The organism is Microbacter sp. GSS18 (assembly GCA_029319145.1).
In the GTDB taxonomy this organism is placed as follows: domain Bacteria; phylum Actinomycetota; class Actinomycetes; order Actinomycetales; family Microbacteriaceae; genus Microbacterium.
The window spans coordinates 1,310,364-1,328,283 of sequence record CP119753.1; the positions used below are offsets into that span (position 1 = coordinate 1,310,364).

Here is a 17,920-nt window from a genome sequence, read left to right on the forward strand (position 1 = left end):
GACTACCGGCTCGCACGGGCCGTCCGGGCACTCCGCGGCCGCGCGGGCGCCGAGGCGCGGCGCTCGGGAAGCGTGCGGGCGAAGGCGAGCAGCACGCCGCTGGCCAGCAGCACCGACAGCAGCGACGTGCCGCCCTGCGACATGAACGGCAGCGGCACGCCCAGCACCGGGAACACCCGCAGCACGACGCCGATGTTGATCAGCGCCTGCCCGACGATCCAGACCGTGATCGCGCCCGACACGATGCGCACGAACGGATCGTCCGTGCGGCGGATGATGTGGAACGCGCCGACGGCGAACAGCGCGAACAGCGCCAGCACGACGATGCATCCGATCAGGCCCAGCTCCTCGCCGACGATGGCGAAGATGTAGTCGTTGGCGGCCGCGGGGAGCCAGTCGTACTTCTCTTTGGAGTTGCCCAGGCCCAGGCCGAAGATGCCACCGTTGGCGAGCCCCCAGATGCCGTGCAGGGGCTGATAGCAGGTGTTGTAGTAGTCGGCCAGACAGTCCTCGTCGAGGAAGCTCAGGATGCGGTTCATGCGGTTCGGGCTGGTGACGGCGAGGATCGCCACCGAGCCGACCGCGAGCAGCGCGGGGAGCACGAAGAGCCGCAGCCGCACGCCCGAGAAGAACAGCGCGCCCAGGACCAGCAGGAACAGGATCATCGCCGTGCCGAGGTCGTGGCCGGCCAGCACCGTGGCGATCACGAGACCCGCGACGGGCACCACGGGGATGAAGACGTGCTGCCACTTCGTCAGCAGCGACTGCTTGCGGTAGAGCACGTAGCCGAGCCACAGCGCCAGCGCGAGCTTGAGGAACTCCGAGGGCTGGGCGGTGAGCCCGCCGATCTCGATCCAGTTGCGGTTTCCGGCGATCTCGTACCCGAGCGGCGTGAACACCAGCATCTGGAACATCGTGGCGAGGATGAGCGCCGCCCACGCGATGCGCTTGAAGAACAGCACCGGCAGGCGGCTGGTGATCAGCATGAGCGGGATGCCGATCGCCGCGAAGATCCCCTGCCGGAGCATGGCGTCCCACGCCGGCTCGCCGGCCGCCGTCGCGACGGCGCTCGTGGCCGACAGCACCATCACGAGACCGAAGACGGTCAGCAGCAGCGCGGTCGAGACGATCAGCAGGAACTCGCTCGGCACCGGCGCGAAGACGCGGCCCAGCGATATGCGGGCGGCCAGTCCCCGGCGGGCGCCGGCGTCAGCGGTCTGCGCCGTCGGCCGGGTCGGCGTCTGCGTCGTGCGTGCCACCGGGCCCCCGTCCGATCAACTGCTCCACGGCGGCGGCGAAGCGCCTCCCCCGGTCGGCGTAGGACGAGAACTGGTCGAACGAGGCCGAGGCGGGAGCGAGGAGAACCACGTCCCCGTCATCGGCGATCCCGGCCGCGATCTCCACCACCCGCGCCATGACATCCTCAGTCTCTGCGGCGTCGACCTCGATCACCGGCACCGCGGGCGCGTGTCGCGCGAACGCGGCGAGCACGGCGGTGCGGTCGGTCCCGATCACGACGGCCGCCTTGGCCCCCGTACCGCGCGAGCGCACGAGGTCCGAGATGTCGACGCCCTTGAGCAGGCCGCCGACGATCCACACCGCGCCGGGGTGGGCGGTCAGCGAGGATGCCGCGGCGTGCGGGTTGGTGGCCTTCGAGTCGTCGATCCACGTCACGCCGCCGTGGCGGGCGATGACCTGGTTGCGATGCGGGTCGAGGCGGAAGCCCGCGAGGGCGTCGCGGATGGCGGCGGGCGGCACGTCGAGGCTGCGCGCGAGCGCGGCCGCGGCGAGGATGTTCGACACGATGTGGGGAGCTGCCAGATCGACGTCGGCCAGCGCGTCCAGCGTCGTCAGCTCCAGCGCGCTGGTCCGGCGCTCGGCGAGGAAGGCGCGGTCGACGAGGATGCCGTCGACGACACCGAGATCGCTGGGCCCGGGGACGCCCAGGTCGAAGCCGATCGCGCGCGCACCCTCGACGACGTCGGCGTCCTCCACCATCGCGCGCGTGGCCTCATCCGCCTTGTTGTACACGCACGCGACGCGCGTGTTGTCGTACACGTGCGCCTTGGCGTCGCGGTAGCCCTCGAACGAGCCGTGCCACTCGAGGTGGTCGTCGGCGAGGTTGAGGCACACGGCCGCGTGGGGCGAGACCGGCTCGGGTCCCGACTGCAGGCCGAGGTACCACAGCTGATGGCTCGAGAGCTCGACGACGAGCGCGTCGAAGCCCTCGGGGTCGCGGACGGCGTCCAGCACGGGCGTGCCGATGTTGCCGACGGGCGCGGCCCGCAGGCCGCCGGCGACGAGCATCGTCGCCGTCAGGCGCGTCGTCGTGGTCTTGCCGTTCGTGCCGGTGATGAGGACCCACGCAGCCGGCTCGCCGTCGGGACGCAGCACCTTGTCGCGCACGCGCCACGCCAGCTCGACGTCGCCCCACAGCGCGATGCCGGCGTCCTGCGCCCATCGGACCACGGGGTGCGCGGGCGCGAAGCCGGGTGAGGCGACGACCACCTCGGGATCGAACGCCACGAGCTCGTCGGGAACGGCCGAGAGCGGGCCGGTCCACAGGCGCGCGCCGATCACCGGGAGGAGTCGCTCGTACTCCTCATCGGCCGTCTCGGTCACCGCGAGCACGTCGGCGCCCAGCTCGGTCAGCGTGTCGGCGACCGAGAAGCCGGTCACCGACAGACCGAGCACGGCGACACGCAGGCCCTTCCAGTCCGCATGCCAGCTCGTGAGCGAATCCAGTCGCGCCCCGCTCATGTGGCGATCAGCCACTCGACGTAGAAGAACCCGACGCCCGACACGGCGAGCAGGCCCGCGATGATCCACATGCGCACGACGATCGTGATCTCGGGCCACCCGCGCATCTCGAGGTGGTGATGCAGCGGGCTCATGAGGAACAGCCGCCTGCCGCGCGTGAGCTTGAAGTACAGACGCTGCAGGATGACCGAGCCCGACGCGATGACGTAGACGCCGGCCACGAGGATCATGAGCAGCTCGGTGCGGGTCAGGATGGCCATCGAGGCGAGCACGCCGCCGATCGCCATCGAGCCGACGTCGCCCATGAAGACCTTGGCCTTGGGCGCATTCCACCACAGGAAGCCCACGAGGGCCCCGACGAACGCCGCCGAGACGATGGCCAGATCGAACGGGTCGCGCACCTGGTAGCACGCGCTCTGCGTCGCCGCGGGCAGCAGCTCGGCCCCCGTGCAGGCCTGGTTGAACTGCCAGAACGCGATGAGGCTGTAGGCGCCGATGACGAAGATGCCCGATCCGGCGGCCAGGCCGTCGAGGCCGTCGCTGACGTTGACCGAGTTCGACGAGGCGACCCCGACGAACGAGATCCACGTCATGTAGAGGATCCAGCCGATGATCGGCCCGAGGGCCATGAAGGACAGCATCGGGACGTCGCGGAAGATCGAGATGTAGGGCGACGCGGGAGTCTGATCGAACGCGTTGGGGAAGTTCAGCGCGACGACGGCGAACGGGATCGCGACGATGACCTGCCCGGCCACCTTGCGCCACCCCGACAGGCCGAGGCTGCGCTGCGAGCGCACCTTCATCATGTCGTCGATGAATCCGACGGCGCCGAAGCCCACCATCATCCACAGCACGAGGTATCCGGAGACCGTCGGCGGGTTGTTGCCGGTGAACGCGCCGGTGAGGTAGCCGATGATCGTTCCGGCGATGAAGATCGTGCCGCCCATCGTGGGCGTGCCGCGCTTGGCGCCGTGCCTGGGGTTGTTGCCGTGCTCCGGAGTGCGGATCACCTGCCCCCAGCCCCAGCGATGGAACAGGCGCAGGAAGGCGGGCGTCAGGAACAGCGTGAAGGCCATCGAGATCGCCGCTGCCGTCAGTAGTGATCTCACGAGAAGGATTCTCCCAGACGATCGCCGAGGAACCGGAGCCCGGCGGAGTTGGACGACTTCACAAGAACGCGATCGCCCTCGCGCAGCTCGCCGACGAGGTAGTCGTACGCCTCGTCCGCGGTCGCGAACCACACGGCCTCGCCGTCCCACGAGCCCTGCGCGACCGCCTCGAGGAACATGCGGCGCGCGTCCGCGCCGACCACGACGATGCGCTGGATGCCCAGGCGCACGGCGAGCAGCCCCACGCGGTCGTGCTCCTCCTCGGCGTACTCCCCCAATTCGCTCATGGCGCCCAGCACCGCGACGGTGCGCTGCGCCGGCGCGGTGATCTGCGCGAGCGTGCGCAGCGCCGCGGACATGGAGTCGGGGCTGGCGTTGTAGGCGTCGTTGATGATGCGGACGCTCTCGGAGCCGAGCGGCTGCATGCGCCAGCGCTCGGCGATCTCGACCGACTCGAGCCGCTCGATGCACGCCGCGAGGGGCACGCCCAGCGCCGTGGCTGCGGCGATGGCCGCCAGCGCGTTCATGACGTGGTGCTCGCCGAGCACGCGCAGGCGCAGCGGGTGGGACTGGCCGTCGGCGACGATCGTGCAGGTCGTGCCGTCGGCGGTCACCGCGACGTCGTCGGCGCGCACGTCGGCCCCGGCTCCCCGGCCGAACCAGCGCACCGCGATCCCGCGCTCCTCGGCGATGGGGGCCATCGCCGACACGCGCCCGTCATCGGCGTTGAGGACCGCGAGGCCGCCGGGCCGGACGGCGCGCACGAGCTCGGACTTGGCCGCGAACGTCGCCTCGATCCCGCCGAAGCCGCCCGCGTGGGCCATCCCCACCATGAGGACGACGCCGACATCGGGTTCGACCAGGCCCGCGAGGCGCGCGATCTCCCCCGGCGCGCTCGCGCCGAACTCGCTGACGAGGAACCGCGTGTCCTCGGTCACGCGCAGCATCGTCAGCGGAGCGCCCACCTCGTTGTTGAACGAGGCGCGCGGCGCGACGGTCTCGCCCTCCCCCTCGAGGATTCGGGCGAGCAGGTTCTTCGTGGTGGTCTTGCCGTTGGAGCCCGTGATGCCCACCACGCGCAGGTCTCCGCGCTCGCGGACGCGCCGCACGACCTCGCGGGCGAGGTCGGCGAGGGCGGCGACGGCATCCGCGACGACGATCTGCGTCACGTCGGCGTCGACGGGCCGCTCGACGATGGCCAGGGCCGCACCCGCGTCGACGGCGGCGCCGACGAACACATGGCCGTCCGTCGTCTCGCCGGGCTTGGCGACGAACACGTCACCGGGCCCGATGAGCCGGGAATCGGTGTCGACGGCGCCCGAGACGATCGTCTCGGGCGTGTCGGCGGCGGCGAGCCGCACAACGCCGGAGACGGCGGCGGCGAGGTCAGCGATGGTGACGGGGATCATGTTCTCTCCGGCCGGATCGGAGTCCTCACCCGAACTTGGGGAGCATCTCCGGCGCCGTCGTCGCGGGCATCACGCGGTAGGTCTTGAGCACCTGCGTCATGGCCCGCTGGAACGCGGTCGCATTGGCCGCAGACGACTTTACCTTCGTGGGCTCGTCGAGCGTGACGACCACCAGGTACTCGGGGTCGTCGGCGGGCGCGAACCCGATCATGGTCGTGTAGTAGGCGCCCACCTTGTAGCTGCCGTTGCCGTCGGACTTCTCACCGGTTCCGGTCTTGCCGGCCACGCGGTACCCGGGGATCTCGACGTCGTTGGCGTAATTGGCCTGCAGGAACACGTTCTCGAGCATCTCGCGCACGTCGGCCGACGTCTTCTCGCTGATCACGCGCGTGGGCTCGGGCGCGTCGGGCGTGACCACGGTCCCGTCCGGCGTCGTGCAGCTCTCGACGAGCGACAGCGGCACGCGGATGCCGTCGTTGGCGATGGCCGTGTACGCGCCGGCGAGCTCGGGCATGGTCGTGGTCAGGCCCTGACCGAAGGCCGTGTTGTACACCGTCTGCGCATCCCACTGGTCCGCGGGGTAGATCAGGCCCGACTGCTCGCCGAGGAATCCGACGGCGCTGCCGTCGCCGATGCCGAACTTCTCGAGGTACTCGTAGCGCGTCTGCGCGCTGACGCGCTCGCTGAACTTCGAGATGCCGGCGTTCGAGGAGTCGATCAGGACCCCCGTGAGCGTGTAGTCGAACGCCGGGTGGACGAAGGCGTCGCGCACGCGGGCGCCGTTGGCGAAGGTCTCGCTGCTCGAGACCGTCACGGTCGATTCGGGGGTCTGACCGCCCGCGTCGATGAGCGTCGCGGCGGTGAGCGGCTTGAACGTCGATCCGGGCTCGAACCAGTTGGTGAAGATGCGGCTGCCCCGGTCCGCGGAATCCGCGGCGCCGACGTCGTTGGGATCGACCGTGGGGTACTCGGCTGCGGCGCGGATCTTGCCGGTGTCGGTCTCGACGACCAGGATCGCGCCGCTGTCGGCGCGCATCGCCTGGGTCTGCTCGGCGATCAGCTGCTGCATGTACCACTGCAGGTCCCGGTTGATCGTCAGCTGCAGCGTCCCGCCGTCCTGGGCCGGCTCCGAGATCTCCGTGCCGGGGATGACGACGCCGTCCTTGCCGCGCTGATACGTCACCCGGCCGTCGGTCGACGCCAGGCACGCGTCCTCGGTGAGCTCGAGGCCCGCCTGCGCGCCCTCGGACCCCATGAACCCGACGAGATTGCCGCCCACGGCGCCGTCGGGGTACGTGCGGGCCGGATGCTGGTCGAACGTCAGATAGGGAGCGCCGATGGCGACGAGTTCGCGATACTGCTCGGTCGTCAGCCGGCGCTTCAGATACGCGAACTGCGACTCGGGGTCGCCGGCGAGGGCGTCGGCGACGGTCTGCTGGATCTCCGCCGAATCCTGCCCGGTGATCGCGGCCATCTCGGACGCCGCCTGCGCCCATGACACCCGCACCGGCTCGTCGCCGCCGTCGTCGCGCAGGAACCCGCCGTCCTCTTCGTAGCCCGAGATGTTGAGCGGATCGAGCACGCCGTCGTACAGCAGGATGCTGCCCGCCAGTGTCTGGCCCTCCTCGTCGACGATCGCGCCGCGCGTTCCGTACAGGGTCCGCGAGGAGCCCAGCGCGTTCGCGACCGAGTCGGCGACGTGGTCGTCGGCGTTGACCACCTGGATGTCGACGAGCCGCACGATGAAGCCCGCGAGTACCGCGAGCACGACGGCCAGCGCCACCATGGTGCGGCGACGAGGACTGCGGGCGCTGCGGGCGGTCATGTGATCAGTGTGTGCTGGGAGTGGGGAGCCCGTCGGTCAGCGCGGGCGGTGTGTCGACGACACCGCCCTCACCCGTGACGGTCTCGGCGGGCAGCCCGGCGATCGTTGCGTCGGGTTCGGTGACCAGCGGAGTGTCCGTGATGAGGGCGTTGGCGACCGAGCCGCGGCCGAGCGCGTCGATGGCGGACGAGCCGAGCGCGATGCCGCTCGTCCCCAGGACCTCGCCGTCGCTCAGCCGCAGGTAGCTGGGCGACTCCTCGATCACCATCCCCAGCGCCGAGGCGTTCGCCGCGAGGTACTGCGGCGAGCTGAGGCCGGCGATGTCGTCGTAGAGGATCTGGGCCTGCCAGTCGAGCTCCCGCTGCTGCTGGGTCAGGCGGGACATCTCGTAGGACGTCTGGGTCGTGAGGATCGACAGCGACATCTGAGCCGCGGCGATCGCCGCGGCACCCAGCAGGGCCACGATGCCGTAGAGGAGTTTCGGGCGGCGGCGGCGTCCCGGGGCGTCGACGGCGCGCAGGCGCCGCTCGGTCCGCTCCGGCCGGCTGCGGCGCGACGGGGTCAGCGCCCGTGCGAGAGGCGAGCTCATGCGTTCTCCTCCCGCAGTCTCTCGGCGGCGCGCAGCCGCACCGGAGTCGCGCGGGGGTTGCGCTCGCGCTCGGCCTCGGTCGCCATCTCCGCGCCCTTGACGAGCAGACGGAAGCGCGGCGCGTGCTCGGGGAGCTCCACGGGGAGTCCCTTCGGCGCCGTCGATGCGGACGCCTGCGCGAACTCGCGCTTGACGAGGCGGTCCTCGAGCGACTGGTAGGCCAGCACGACGATGCGCCCGCCCACGCGCAGGGTCCCCAGCGCCGCGGGGATCGCGTGCTCGAGGACGGACAGCTCGCGGTTGACCTCGATGCGCAGCGCCTGGAAGACGCGCTTGGCGGGGTGCCCGCTGCGCTGCGCGCTGTACGGGGTCGCCGCGATGAGGATCTCCACGAGACGGCCCGACCGGTCGATCGGCGCCTCGGCGCGCGCGGCGATGATCGCGCGTGCGTAACGGCCGGCGAGCTTCTCCTCGCCGTAGCGCTCGAAGATGCGTCGCAGGTCGCCCTCGCCGTACGTCGCCAGCACGTCGGCCGCGGTCGGGCCCTCGGACTGGTCCATCCGCATGTCCAGCGGCGCGTCCTGGGCGTACGCGAAGCCGCGGTCGGCGACGTCGAGCTGCAGCGAGGACACGCCGAGGTCGAACAGGATGCCGTCGACGCGGTCGACGCCGGCACTGCGCACGGCCTCGGCGATGCCGTCGTAGACGGTGTGCACGAGCGTCACGCGGTCCCCGAACGGCGCGAGCCGCTCGCCGGCGATGCGCAGGGCGTCCTGGTCGCGGTCGAGCCCGATCAGGTGCAGACCGGGGAAGCGGGTGAGGAAGGCCTCCGAGTGGCCGCCCATGCCGAGCGTGGCGTCGACGAAGACGGCGCCCTCGTCCTCGAGGGCGGGGGCGAGCAGCTCGATGCAGCGCTCGAGCATGACCGGGGTGTGGATGTCGCGGATGTCCATCGTCTGCGGGTGCCGGGTCCCTCGGCCCTGATCCCCATCCGCTCTGACCTGGCGCCGGGGAAGTGCGTCAGGGCGGGAGCGGCTGGGAGTCAGGGCCGAGGGACTCAGAAGAGTCCCGGGATCACCTCCTGCTCCAGCTCGGCGTAGCTCTCTTCGTTGGCTTCTGCGTAGTCGGCCCAGGCTCCGGCGTTCCAGATCTCGGCGTGGGCGCCGACACCGGTGACGACGAGCTCCTTCTCGAGCCCGGCGTACGCGCGCAGCGGCGGCGGGATGGTGATGCGGTTCTGGCTGTCGGGCTTCTCGGCGCTCGCACCCGACAGGAACATGCGCAGGAAGTCGCGGGCCTGCTTGTTGGCCAGCGGCGCCTCGCGGATCCGGTCGTGCACGCGCTCGAACTCCTCGGTGCTGAAGACGTAAAGGCAGCGGTCTTGACCGCGGGTGATGACGACCCCGTCGCCGAGGTCGTCGCGGAATTTCGCGGGGAGGATGACCCGGCCCTTGTCGTCGAGCTTGGGAGTGTGCGTACCGAGAAGCATCGGTGCGATCACCCCCTCCAGCCCACCCCCCGATGGACAAGCGCCACTTTACTCCACTTTCCTCCACTTCGTCACCCCTGATCCGACATCCGCTCCCCCGGCGCTCCCTTTCGGGCTTCGAGCGGTGCGGCAGCGGCGGTGCGCAGGCACAAAAAAAGCACCGACCCGAAGGTCGGTGCTTGTGGTGGCGTCAGCCGGTCAGGCGGTCAGCGCTCTTCCTGCCGCTTGTCCCATCGATCGTTCATGCGATCCATGAACGACGAGCGGGCGGCCGGCTTCGCGGCGCTCGGACGGTCGCTGGGAACCGCGCGCAGACCACCGCGTGCGGGGGTCACGGCGAGGATCACGCCGCCGAGCATGACGACGAACCCGATCACCCCGACGATGACGAGCGGAATCGACACGCCGACGAGCAGACCGCCGAGGCCGAGGAGAACCAGGAGCGTGCCGTAGACGATGTTCCGGTAGCTGAGACTGCGACCGTCTCGGGGCGCACTGACGACATCTGCGTCGTTGCGCATGAGATGGCGTTCCATCTCGTCGAGCAAGCGCTGCTCCTGTTCGGAGAGTGGCATGCGTCCCCCTCTGTGGCTCGGATACCGCACGATTCTACGCGTGCGCTTCATTACTAGGCTAGGCCCGTGGCGTTCTCTCCAGACCCGATCGAGGCGATTTCCCAGCGAGTAGACACGTTCCTTCGGGATCAGCGCCGCTCGACGGCCGAAATGGGCCCCGAAGCCGACCTCATCCTCGACGCGGCATCGACCGCCGTCAGCGGCGGCAAGCGGCTTCGCGGCCGATTCTGCATGACCGGATGGCGCGCCGTCACCGGCTCGCGCGACCTGCCCGACGAGGTCGTCTCCGCCGCCGCCGCGCTCGAGATCTTCCACGCCGCCGCGCTCGTCCATGACGATCTCATCGACAACTCCGACACGCGGCGCGGGCGTCCCGCCGCGCATCGCGCTCTCGAGGCCGCGCACCGCGACGCGGGATGGACCGGCGACGCGGCCGCCTTCGGGCGCTCCGCCGCGATCCTCCTCGGCGACCTCCTCGTCGCCTGGAGCGACGACCTGTTCGAGGAGGGCCTGGCCGCGGCTCCCGCCGACGCGGCCGGCGCCGCTCGTCGGGAGTACGCGACGATGCGCCGCGAGGTCACCGTCGGACAGTTCCTCGACATCGCCGAGGAGTCCGCGTACGCCACCGAGCCCGACGAGCGGCACGCCGAGCGCGCGCTGCGCGTGGCGTCGTTCAAGTCGGCGCGGTACAGCGTGCAGCAGCCGCTCGCCGTCGGCGCGGCCCTGGCCGGGGCCGACGCCGCGCAGGCCGCGGCGCTGGCCCGCTTCGGACACCCCCTCGGCATGGCCTTCCAGCTGCGGGACGACGTGCTCGGCGTGTTCGGGGACGCCGAGCGCACCGGCAAGCCGGCGGGAGACGACCTGCGCGAGGGGAAGCGCACGGTCCTGGTCGCCTATACGAGAGAGGCGCTGAGCGTTCCGGCGCGGCGGATCCTCGACGAGTTGCTCGGCGACCCGGGGCTCGGGGCGGACCAGGTGGCCTCGCTGCAGCGCACGATCGTCGAAACCGGGGCCCTCGATCGCCTCGAGGCCCTCATCTCGGACTACGCGCGGGACGCCGACCGCGCTCTGATCGGCGCACGCCTGGACAACGCGTCGGTGGGCGAACTGCGCGACCTGCTGCGGGCGGCGACGGAGCGGGTCACCTGAGCCCGCCCGCGGCCTCAGGCGAGGGTCCGCGCGACGCGCCGCACCTCGCTCTTGTGGCCGGCGCGGAGCGCCTCGATCGGCGCCACGCCGATGGTGTCCTCGGGCGCGAGCAGCCAGTCGATCGCCTCATCGTCGCTGAAGCCGGCGTCGTGGAGCACGATCACGGTGCCCCGCAGCGATGACAGCGGACGGTCGTCCTTGAGGAACAGCGCGGGAACCTTGGACACGCCGTCGCGTCGCGACGCCACCAGCTGGTTCTCGTCGATCAGTCTGCGGACCCTTCCCAGCGTTTCGCCGAGGATCTCGGCGAGTTCGGGGAGGGTCAGCCATTCGGTCTCGGTGCGCGGCGCGGAGTCAGCGGTCACCATGCCACTATCGCACTTCTTCACCGCCGCACGACATACGCCGCCCTCGTCCGCGACCCCGGCTATTCACATTCGTCACACGCGTAACATCCGTCGCACCAATATCACGGGTTGACACGAGATGACTTCCGTGACACGGTACTGGCAGTCCATAGAGGGGGGATCTCTTGCGACGCGACAGCCGCGACACTCGACTCCGCACCGCGCCGGTGATGATGGGCGTGCCCGCCGTCGTGGGGTCGATCGCCCTCACCCTCGCCTCGGCACCGGCGGCGCACGCCGACAGCGGCGCGAGCGCGCCCCGCACGCTCAGAGCTCTCCCGGACCGCGCTCCGCAGACGACGACCCCGGTCGCGCCCACGGCCGCGGCCGTTCCGGCGAGCTACACCGTGCGCGCCGGCGACACCGTCAGCGCCATCGCCTCGCGCTTCGGGCTGCGCACCACGGACGTGCTCGCCCTGAACGGCCTCTCGTGGCGTTCGATCATCTACCCGGGCCAGGTCCTCAAGCTCACCGCCTCCGGCGGTTCGGCGCCGGCCGCGGCCGGCAAGCCGTCGTCGACTCCTTCGTCCACGACCTACACGGTGCGCGCCGGCGACACCGTCAGCGCGATCGCCTCGCGGCACAAGCTGTCGACGTCGGCCGTCCTGAAGGCCAACAGGCTGTCGTGGTCCTCGATCATCTACCCCGGCCAGAAGCTCACCATTCCGGGATCGACGAGCAGCCCGGCATCCTCGTCGTCGGGTTCGAGCTCGGCCGCCCAGCCCTCGTCGGGCGGTTCGGCCGCTCCGGCGTCATCCGGCGGCAGCAGCTACACCGTCCGGGCCGGCGACACGATCAGCGCGATCGCCGCACGGCACGGTGTCTCGGTCGCCGGCGTTCTGAGCGCCAACGGCCTCGGCTGGTCGTCGATCATCTACGCCGGGCAGAAGATCACGATCCCGCGCGCCGGGCTGGACGGGCTCGATGCCGAGCAGATCGACAATGCGCGCCTCATCGTGCGGATCGGCCGCGAACTCGGCGTGCCCGACAAGGGCATCGCGATCGCGCTCGGCACAGCGATGCAGGAGTCCTGGATCCGCAACCTCGATTGGGGCGACCGCGATTCGCTCGGGCTGTTCCAGCAGCGACCGAGCACCGGCTGGGGCACCGCCGAGCAGGTCCGCAACCGCGATCGCGCGATCCGCGCCTTCTACGGCGGCGCGGGCGATCCCAACGGATCGCGCACGCGCGGACTGCTCGACGTGGCGGGCTGGCAGGGCATGAGCTTCGCCGACGCGGCCCAGGCCGTGCAGATCTCCGCCTACCCCGACCGCTACGCGCGCTGGGAGAAGCCGGCCTACGCGTGGCTCGCCGCCCTGGACTGATCGGGGCCGCCCGGTGAGGCGTTGGACGGGCACGGGGCCCGACGTCCGTAAACTCGGAGCGTGAGCACGAGCCAGCAGACCGACCCGCTGATCGGCCGTCTGGTCGACGGCCGGTACCGGGTGCGTGCCCGCATCGCCCGTGGAGGCATGGCGACGGTATACGTCGCGACGGACCTGCGGCTCGAGCGTCGCATCGCGCTCAAGGTCATGCACGGCCACCTCAGCGACGACAGCGTGTTCCAGAGCCGGTTCATCCAGGAGGCCCGCGCCGCAGCCCGCCTGGCCGACCCGCATGTGGTGAACGTGTTCGACCAGGGCCAGGACGGCGAGGTCGCCTACCTCGTGATGGAGTACCTCCCCGGCATCACGCTGCGCGAGCTGCTGCGCGAGCAGAAGCGGCTGACCGTCCCGCAGGCGATCTCGATCATGGACGCCGTCGTCTCCGGCCTCGCCGCAGCCCACCGGTCGGGCATCGTCCATCGCGACGTCAAGCCCGAGAACGTGCTGCTGGCCGAGGACGGCCGCGTGAAGATCGGTGACTTCGGCCTCGCCCGCGCCACGAGCGCGAACACCGCGACCGGCGCGCAGCTGCTCGGCACCATCGCCTACCTCGCACCGGAGCTCGTCACACGCGGCACCGCCGACGCGCGCAGCGACATCTACGCGCTCGGCATCATGCTGTACGAGATGCTCGTCGGCGAGCAGCCGTACAAGGGCGAGCAGCCGATGCAGATCGCCTATCAGCACGCCACCGACTCGGTTCCGCGCCCGAGCGTGAAGAACCCGGCGGTGCCCGAGCAGGTCGACGAGCTGGTGCTGTGGGCGACGGAGAAGCAGCCCGAGGATCGCCCGTCCGACGCGCGCGAGATGCTGCGCCGCCTGCGCGAGATCGAGAGCGAGCTCGGGATCTCGCCCCAGGTCGCCCGCACCGGGCCGATCGGCGTGGTGACCGAGGGCAGCGCCACCGACGAGCTCACCGCAGTCATGCCGCTGACCCCCACCGGCCCCATCGTCACCGACCAGGAGAGCGACAACGCCGGGCGCCTGCGTCGCGCCACGCGCCGCAGGTCGGGGCGAGGCGGGTGGATCATCGCCCTGGTGCTGGTGCTCGCAGCCGCCGCGGCGGGCGTCGGCTGGTGGTTCGGTTCGGGACCCGGGTCGCTCGTAGCCGTCCCCGCCGTCGACGGGATGACGTTCGAGGAGGCCGAGACGGCACTCGCGGACGAGGGCCTGGTCGCCGTGCAGGCGGGACGCAACAGCGTCGACGTGGAGTCCGGGATCGCGATCGAGACCCAGCCCGGTGCGGGAGACCGTGTCGAGCGGGACGCGACCATCACGGTGTTCGTGTCGCTCGGCCCCGCACAGGTCACGATCGCGGCGTCGCGCGGCGAGCCCGAGGACGATGTCACCGCCATGCTCGCCGACCTGGGCGTCACGGTCGAGGGCACGCGCGACTTCTTCACGGGGTACGCCGAGGGCCGGGTCGCGGGCGTGCTGATCCATCCGCGCGACGGCGGCGAGGAGTACGGGTGCGGCGACGGCTGCAACGCCTACGAGGGCGACACCGCGACGCTGTGGCTCTCGCTCGGCGAGGTTCCCGACGTGGCCGGTCAGACGCTCGACGACGCCACCGCGACGCTCGAGGGCGTGGGGCTGAGCGTCGCCGGCGATCTTCCCCAGGAGTACAGCAGCACCGTCGACGCCGGATCGGTTATCCGCATGAACGACCGGACCGAGTCGGGCTGGTGGGAGCCGGGAGACACCGTGACGCTCGTGGTCTCGAGCGGACCCGCGCCCATCGAGGTGCCGGATGTCGTCGGCGACAGCATCGTCGACGCGGTCAACGAGCTGCGCGACGCCGGATTCACCGTCAGCACCGACGCGCTCCCCCTGCAGATCTTCTGGGGCCTCTACGACGTCACCGCGACCGACCCCGCACCCGGCGCGTTCCTGACCCCCGGCTCCCAGGTCGCGATCACCGGCTTCGAGCTCTCCTGACGCCGGCGCGGCCGCGACCGCACCGGCCCGGCGTCAGCGCTTCTCGAGCTCCTCGGCGACCAGGAAGGCCAGCTCCAGCGACTGCATGTGGTTCAGGCGCGGGTCGCACAGCGACTCGTAGCGCGTGGCGAGGCCCGCTTCGTCGATCATCTCGGAACCGCCCAGGCACTCCGTGACGTCGTCGCCGGTCAGCTCGACGTGGATGCCGCCGGGGAACGTGCCGACCGCGCGGTGCGCCTCGAAGAACCCACGGACCTCGTCGATCACGTCGTCGAAGCGGCGCGTCTTGTAGCCGGTCTGCGACGTGATGCCGTTGCCGTGCATCGGGTCGGTGACCCACAGCGGCGTCGCGCCCGAGTCCTTCACGGCCTCGAGGAGCGGGGGCAGGGCGTCGCGGATCTTCGACGAGCCCATGCGCGTGATGAACGTCAGGCGACCGGGCTCGCGCTCCGGGTCGAGCTTGTCGATCAGCGCCAGCGCCGTCTCGGGCGTCGTGGTGGGCCCGAGCTTGACACCGATGGGGTTGCGGATCTTCGAGAAGTAGTCCACGTGCGCGCCGTCGAGGTCGCGCGTGCGCTCGCCGATCCACAGGAAGTGGCCGGACGTGTTGTAGGGCGTCCCGGTGCGCGAGTCGATGCGCGTCATGGGTCCCTCGTAGTCCATCAGCAGGCCCTCGTGACCGGTGTAGAACTCCACGCCGCGCAGCTCGTCGAAGTCGGCGCCGGCCGCCTCCATGAACTTGATGGCGCGGTCGATCTCGCCCGCGAGACGCTCGTACCGCTGGTTGGCCGGGTTCTGCGCGAAGCCCTTGTTCCACGAGTGCACCTCGCGCAGGTCGGCGAATCCGCCCTGCGTGAAGGCGCGGATGAGGTTCAGGGTCGACGCCGACGTGTGGTACGCCTTCAGCAGGCGGTTCGGATCGGCGGCACGGGAGCCCTCGGTGAAGTCGTAGCCGTTGACGATGTCGCCCCGGTATGCCGGGAGCGTCACGTCGCCGCGCGTCTCGGTGTTGCTCGAACGGGGCTTGGCGAACTGGCCGGCCATACGGCCCATCTTCACCACAGGCATCGAGGCGCCGTACGTGAGCACGACGGCCATCTGCAGGACCGTCTTGATCCGGTTGCGGATCTTCTCGGCGGTGGCGCCGGCGAAGGTCTCGGCGCAGTCGCCGCCCTGGAGCAGGAAGGCTCGCCCGGAGGCGGCCCGCGCCAGGCGATCGCGCAGGTTGTCGACTTCACCGGCGAAGACGAGGGGCGGGAGGGTGGCGATCTCTGCGGATGCCGCGGCCACGGCCTCCGGGTCGGGCCACTCGGGCTGCTGCTTGATGGGCAGTGTCCGCCAGTGGTCGAGCGCGTCGAGCAGCTGTTGCATCCGATCAGTCTATCCGCGCCGGACACGCTCCCGACGCCGCATGACGGCCCCCGCTACGCCGCGGTCTTCGTCTTGAGTCGGTCCTTCACCGTCGAGGCGTAGACGTCCTCGTAGTCCTGCTCCCCGAGGCGCTGCAGGGCGACCATGATCTCGTCGGTGATCGACCGCAGGATGTAGCGGTCGGACTCCATGCCGGCGAACCGGGAGAAGTCCAGAGGCTCGCCGATCACGACCCCGACGCGCACGATGCTGGGAACGCGCCGTCCGATCGGCATCATCGTGTCGGTGTCGACCATGACGACCGGCACGACCGGCACGTGCGCTTCGAGCGCCATGCGCGCGATGCCGGTGCGGCCGCGGTAGAGCTTGCCGTCGGGGCTCCGCGTCCCCTCGGGGTAGATCCCGAGCAGATCGCCGCGGCCGAGGACCTGCAGACCGGTGTTGAGCGAGGCCTCGGAAGCCTTGCCGCCGGAGCGGTCGATGGGGATCTGCCCGGTGCCCTTGAAGAACATGCGGGTCGCCCAGCCCTTGAGGCCGCGACCGGTGAAGTAGTCGCTCTTGGCGAGGAACGACATCGGCCGGTCGATCAGGAGCGGCAGGATGATGGAGTCCACGAACGACAGGTGGTTGCTCGCGAGGATCGCTCCCCCGTTCATCGGGACGTTGCGACGACCCACGATCCAGGGACGGAAGATCGCCTTCACCAGCGGTCCGATGACGATGTACTTCATCAGCCAGTAGAACATCGTCAGGCCTCCGAGGCCGCCAGGTCCGCGGCACCGATCAGCCCCGCATCGTTGCCGAGCCGCGCGATCGCGAAGTCGGCCACGGGGCGGTCCCCGTACCCGGGGAGCGACGTCTCGTAGGCGAGCCGCATCGGCGACAGCAGATCCTCCCCGAGTTGTGCGACTCCCCCGCCGATGACGAAGAGCTCGGGGTCGAACGCCGCCTGGAACCCGCCGCACGCCTCGCCGAGAGCCGTCGCCACGCGCCGCAGAGCCTCGATGGCCCCCTCGTCGCCCGCCAGCACCAGCCGGGACACGGCCGGGCCGGAGATCGACCCCTTCTCGGCGCGCAGCTGCGCCAGCCCCTCGCCGATGCCGCCGCCGTCGGCGATGGCGTTCGCTTCGCGCTGGAGCGCGCGGCCGGATGCATACTGCTCGAGGCATCCGTTCTGACCGCAGCCGCACAGGCGACCGCCGCGCTCGAAGCGCACGTGACCGAGTTCGCCGGCGATCCCGTGCCCGCCGCGGTACAGCTTGCCGTCGAGCACGACCGCGCCGCCGACGCCGGTGCCCATCGTGAGCATGATCATGTGGTCGACGTCGCGGCCGGCGCCGAACCGGAACTCCGCCCAGCCGGCGGCGTTGGCGTCGTTCTCGATCGCGACGGGCATCTCGAGCGCGTCTTCGAAGGTCTGCTTGAGGGGTTCGTTGCGCCACGCGATGTTCGGAGCGTGGATGACCACCGCGCGATCCTGGTCGATGAAGCCGGCCGCCGCGACTCCGGCGGCCACGATGCGGTGGCGATCGCGCAGGTGGCGGATCATGTCCACGACGGCATTGGCCAGCGCACCGGTGTCGGCGGGAGTGTCGACCCGCAGCTTCTCGATGATGCGGCCGGCGTCGTCGACGACGCCGCCGGCGATCTTGGTTCCGCCGATGTCGATGCCGACCTTCAGCACGGCGCTCCTTCCCGCCACCGCAAGTGCGGTGGCCGCCATGAAGTCTAGTGGCGGACGGGTCCGCGCCGAGGGGTGCCGCTGTAGCATCCGTGCGCGCGCTGCGCACGGATGAGACTCGCTCTCAGAACATCTGATACTGCATCTCGCGATGCTCCGCGGCGGTTCCGCCCGTGCTGGACTAGAATGTACCGAGTCGCACCCCCGCCTTGACCGGTACCGAAGGAGTTGCC

Annotated in this window: 16 protein-coding genes; 3 read left to right on the forward strand and 13 right to left on the reverse strand. The window is 70.7% G+C overall.

The window, feature by feature from the left end; genetic code table 11:
- Positions 1-2: 2 nt before the first annotated feature.
- The 9 genes from ftsW to P0L94_06230 form a co-directional block, all read right to left on the reverse strand.
- Positions 3-1,259, reverse strand: a complete 1,257-nt coding sequence (gene ftsW / locus P0L94_06190; protein WES65657.1) for a putative lipid II flippase FtsW — start codon at positions 1,257-1,259, stop codon at positions 3-5.
- Positions 1,210-2,760 carry a UDP-N-acetylmuramoyl-L-alanine--D-glutamate ligase gene (gene murD / locus P0L94_06195; protein WES65658.1) on the reverse strand — a complete coding sequence of 517 codons (1,551 nt, stop codon included), beginning with the start codon at positions 2,758-2,760 and terminating at the stop codon, positions 1,210-1,212. The genes ftsW and murD overlap by 50 nt, the downstream gene beginning before the upstream one ends.
- On the reverse strand, positions 2,757-3,869 hold the full coding sequence (mraY, locus tag P0L94_06200; GenBank protein WES65659.1) for a phospho-N-acetylmuramoyl-pentapeptide-transferase: 1,113 nt from the start codon (positions 3,867-3,869) through the stop codon (positions 2,757-2,759). Before mraY ends, murD begins: the two co-directional genes overlap by 4 nt.
- Positions 3,866-5,278 (reverse strand): UDP-N-acetylmuramoyl-tripeptide--D-alanyl-D-alanine ligase, encoded by a 1,413-nt coding sequence (locus P0L94_06205; protein WES65660.1) that lies wholly within the window; start codon positions 5,276-5,278, stop codon positions 3,866-3,868. The genes mraY and P0L94_06205 overlap by 4 nt, the downstream gene beginning before the upstream one ends.
- A gap of 25 nt (positions 5,279-5,303) precedes the next feature.
- Positions 5,304-7,103: a penicillin-binding protein 2 gene (locus P0L94_06210; protein ID WES65661.1), complete on the reverse strand. Its 1,800-nt coding sequence runs from the start codon at positions 7,101-7,103 to the stop codon at positions 5,304-5,306.
- 4 nt (positions 7,104-7,107) lie between these two features.
- A complete protein-coding gene (locus P0L94_06215; protein ID WES65662.1) occupies positions 7,108-7,692 on the reverse strand; it encodes a hypothetical protein in 585 nt (194 codons plus the stop codon).
- Positions 7,689-8,645: a 16S rRNA (cytosine(1402)-N(4))-methyltransferase RsmH gene (gene rsmH / locus P0L94_06220; GenBank protein ID WES65663.1), complete on the reverse strand. Its 957-nt coding sequence runs from the start codon at positions 8,643-8,645 to the stop codon at positions 7,689-7,691. The genes P0L94_06215 and rsmH overlap by 4 nt, the downstream gene beginning before the upstream one ends.
- Before the next feature lie 104 nt (positions 8,646-8,749).
- On the reverse strand, positions 8,750-9,181 hold the full coding sequence (mraZ, locus tag P0L94_06225) for a division/cell wall cluster transcriptional repressor MraZ (protein ID WES65664.1): 432 nt from the start codon (positions 9,179-9,181) through the stop codon (positions 8,750-8,752).
- A gap of 206 nt (positions 9,182-9,387) precedes the next feature.
- On the reverse strand, positions 9,388-9,756 hold the full coding sequence (locus P0L94_06230; protein ID WES65665.1) for a DUF3040 domain-containing protein: 369 nt from the start codon (positions 9,754-9,756) through the stop codon (positions 9,388-9,390).
- Positions 9,757-9,906: 150 nt separating this feature from the next.
- Here P0L94_06230 and P0L94_06235 point away from each other — a divergent pair, with 150 nt between their 5' ends.
- On the forward strand, positions 9,907-10,905 hold the full coding sequence (locus P0L94_06235; protein WES65666.1) for a polyprenyl synthetase family protein: 999 nt from the start codon (positions 9,907-9,909) through the stop codon (positions 10,903-10,905).
- Positions 10,906-10,919: 14 nt separating this feature from the next.
- Here P0L94_06235 and P0L94_06240 read toward each other — a convergent pair whose 3' ends face one another.
- On the reverse strand, positions 10,920-11,270 hold the full coding sequence (locus P0L94_06240) for an Rv2175c family DNA-binding protein (protein ID WES65667.1): 351 nt from the start codon (positions 11,268-11,270) through the stop codon (positions 10,920-10,922).
- Between the two features lie 167 nt (positions 11,271-11,437).
- On the opposite strand from P0L94_06240, the gene P0L94_06245 reads away from it, so the two are divergent.
- Positions 11,438-12,637, forward strand: coding sequence for a LysM peptidoglycan-binding domain-containing protein (locus P0L94_06245; protein WES65668.1), 1,200 nt, complete (start codon positions 11,438-11,440; stop codon positions 12,635-12,637).
- Positions 12,638-12,697: 60 nt separating this feature from the next.
- Positions 12,698-14,635 (forward strand): Stk1 family PASTA domain-containing Ser/Thr kinase, encoded by a 1,938-nt coding sequence (gene pknB / locus P0L94_06250; protein WES65669.1) that lies wholly within the window; start codon positions 12,698-12,700, stop codon positions 14,633-14,635.
- A 33-nt stretch (positions 14,636-14,668) separates the two neighbouring features.
- Here the strand turns inward: pknB and P0L94_06255 are convergent, their stop codons facing one another.
- Genes P0L94_06255 through P0L94_06265 form a run of 3 tightly spaced genes read right to left on the reverse strand, consistent with a single transcriptional unit; the run spans position 14,669 to position 17,729 of the window.
- The gene (locus P0L94_06255; GenBank protein WES65670.1) at positions 14,669-16,006 is read right to left on the reverse strand and encodes a 3-deoxy-7-phosphoheptulonate synthase class II; all 1,338 of its coding nucleotides are present in this window, start codon (positions 16,004-16,006) and stop codon (positions 14,669-14,671) included.
- 53 nt (positions 16,007-16,059) lie between these two features.
- Complete coding sequence (locus tag P0L94_06260; protein ID WES65671.1) at positions 16,060-16,752, reverse strand: lysophospholipid acyltransferase family protein; 693 nt, start codon at positions 16,750-16,752, stop codon at positions 16,060-16,062.
- 2 nt (positions 16,753-16,754) lie between these two features.
- A complete protein-coding gene (locus P0L94_06265) occupies positions 16,755-17,729 on the reverse strand; it encodes an ROK family glucokinase (protein ID WES65672.1) in 975 nt (324 codons plus the stop codon).
- Between the last annotated feature and the right edge of the window lie 191 nt (positions 17,730-17,920).

Bases quoted from the DNA above. Each gene is read 5' to 3' on its own strand.
- murD (WES65658.1), bottom strand. From the start codon at position 2,760: ATGAGCGGGGCGCGACTGGATTCGCTCACGAGCTGGCATGCGGACTGG.
- P0L94_06205 (WES65660.1), bottom strand. From the start codon at position 5,278: ATGATCCCCGTCACCATCGCTGACCTCGCCGCCGCCGTCTCCGGCGTT.
- P0L94_06210 (WES65661.1), bottom strand. From the start codon at position 7,103: ATGACCGCCCGCAGCGCCCGCAGTCCTCGTCGCCGCACCATGGTGGCG.
- P0L94_06215 (WES65662.1), bottom strand. From the start codon at position 7,692: ATGAGCTCGCCTCTCGCACGGGCGCTGACCCCGTCGCGCCGCAGCCGG.
- rsmH (WES65663.1), bottom strand. From the start codon at position 8,645: ATGGACATCCGCGACATCCACACCCCGGTCATGCTCGAGCGCTGCATC.
- mraZ (WES65664.1), bottom strand. From the start codon at position 9,181: ATGCTTCTCGGTACGCACACTCCCAAGCTCGACGACAAGGGCCGGGTC.
- P0L94_06230 (WES65665.1), bottom strand. From the start codon at position 9,756: ATGCCACTCTCCGAACAGGAGCAGCGCTTGCTCGACGAGATGGAACGC.
- P0L94_06235 (WES65666.1), top strand. From the start codon at position 9,907: ATGGGCCCCGAAGCCGACCTCATCCTCGACGCGGCATCGACCGCCGTC.
- P0L94_06255 (WES65670.1), bottom strand. From the start codon at position 16,006: ATGCAACAGCTGCTCGACGCGCTCGACCACTGGCGGACACTGCCCATC.
- P0L94_06260 (WES65671.1), bottom strand. From the start codon at position 16,752: ATGTTCTACTGGCTGATGAAGTACATCGTCATCGGACCGCTGGTGAAG.
- P0L94_06265 (WES65672.1), bottom strand. From the start codon at position 17,729: ATGGCGGCCACCGCACTTGCGGTGGCGGGAAGGAGCGCCGTGCTGAAG.